General features: G+C 70.4%; 2 protein-coding genes. Both read right to left on the minus strand.

Translation table 11 applies throughout. From position 1 onward, the window contains the following. Nucleotides 1-1,294: sensor histidine kinase (locus tag AC1D15_RS31575; RefSeq protein ID WP_477829150.1), on the minus strand; the 1,294-nt coding region annotated here is incomplete at its 3' end. A gap of 129 nt (nt 1,295-1,423) precedes the next feature. Beyond that, nucleotides 1,424-1,501 carry an RNA polymerase factor sigma-54 gene (locus tag AC1D15_RS31580; protein ID WP_477829151.1) on the minus strand — a complete coding sequence of 26 codons (78 nt, stop codon included), beginning with the start codon at nt 1,499-1,501 and terminating at the stop codon, nt 1,424-1,426. Nucleotides 1,502-1,516 lie beyond the last annotated feature (15 nt).

The raw sequence follows: 1,516 nt of genomic DNA on the forward strand, positions 1-1,516 counted from the left end.
CCGCGGTGCCGGCATCGTGGCGCGCGAACAGCTCGAACACATGCGGCAGGAAGTCGGCGGCGATGCCTTGCCCGCGGTCCTTCACGCGCACCAGCACCTGCCCGCCACGGGCCTGCACCGACACCGCGATCTCGCCCGGATCGCGCGAGAAGATCGATGCGTTGTAGACGATCGCCGAAACGGCCTGCGCGAGCCGCAGCGCGTCGCCGTCGACCCACGCCGGCTCCTTCGGGAACTCGGTCTTCAGTGTGTGGCCGGCGGCACTGAGCTTCGTGCGCAGGCCGTCGAGCGCGGTGCGCACCACCGCATCCACCGCCACCGGTTCCTTGATCAGCGTGATCTGGCCCTGCGCGACGCGCGTCACGTCGACCAGGTCGTCGATCAGCCGGCGCAGTCGCGCCACCTGGCGCTCGACGATCTCGCGCAGCCGCCCGATCGTCGGGTTGTCGCTTTCCATCGTACGCAGCACGCTGGCCGCGTTGGCGATCGGCGCCAGCGGGTTGCGCAATTCGTGCGACAGCAGCGCGAGGAATTCGCCCTGGCGCCGGTCGGACAGCCGCATCGCCTGCGTGCGCTCGGCCAGGCGTTCCTCGAGCTCCCGGCGCTCGTGGATGTCGACGCAGCTGCCGACGTAGCCGAGGAAGCGGCCGTCGCTGCTGGTGTGCGGCACGCCGTTGTCCAGCACCCAGCGGTAGACGCCGTCGTGGCGGCGCAGCCGGTAGTCCATCACGAAGGGCTGGCGCGCATGGAAGCTGGTGGAGTAGATGCCCATGCAGCGTTCGAGATCTTCCGGGTGCACCACCTGCGTCCAGCCGTTGCCGCGTTCCTCGTCGAGCGTCGTGCCGGTGAACTGCAGCCACGGCTTGTTGACCCACTCGCACCAGCGGTCCGGGCCGGCCAGCCAGATCATCACCGGTGCCGCATCGGCGACATGGCGGAAATCGCGCCCGCCGTCGCGTGCGGACTGCGGTGCCGGCTGCAGCAGGCAGACGAAGCGGGCGCCGTCGTTGCAGGGCACCTTCAGCAACCGGGCATCGAACGGGCGCACGCCGTCGTCCGAGCCGATGCTGACCTCGCCGGCCCATTCCTCGCCGTCGGTCAGCGCCCGGCCCAGCGCAAGCGACGGCGCCAGGCGCATCAGGTCGGACGGCAGGTCGCCGCCGCGCACCAGCGCCAGGGCGGCCGGGTTGGCGTCCAGCACATGCCCTTGGGCATCGACGAGCAGCGCCGCTTGCGGCAACCGGTCGAACAGCGTGGAGCCGAGGGCGTGGAGCGTGAGGGCGCGGTCCTGCATGAAGGGCTTTCGGTCGCCCGCATTCGGTTGCGGGCCGGGGTCTGTCGGACGGCGCCGACATCGGTTGTCGGCTGGCCGCTGGACTTCTGCTGGCAAGTGTCGTGCCCGCTCGGTTTGTGACTTTTTGATTCAGGCTGCCCGCTTGCGCCGCTCGACCGGTTCGACCTTCAGCAACTGGCGGTACTTGGTCACCGTGCGGCGCGCCACCGTCAGGCCCTGGCG

Source organism: Rhizobacter sp. P2_H2 (assembly GCF_056403375.1).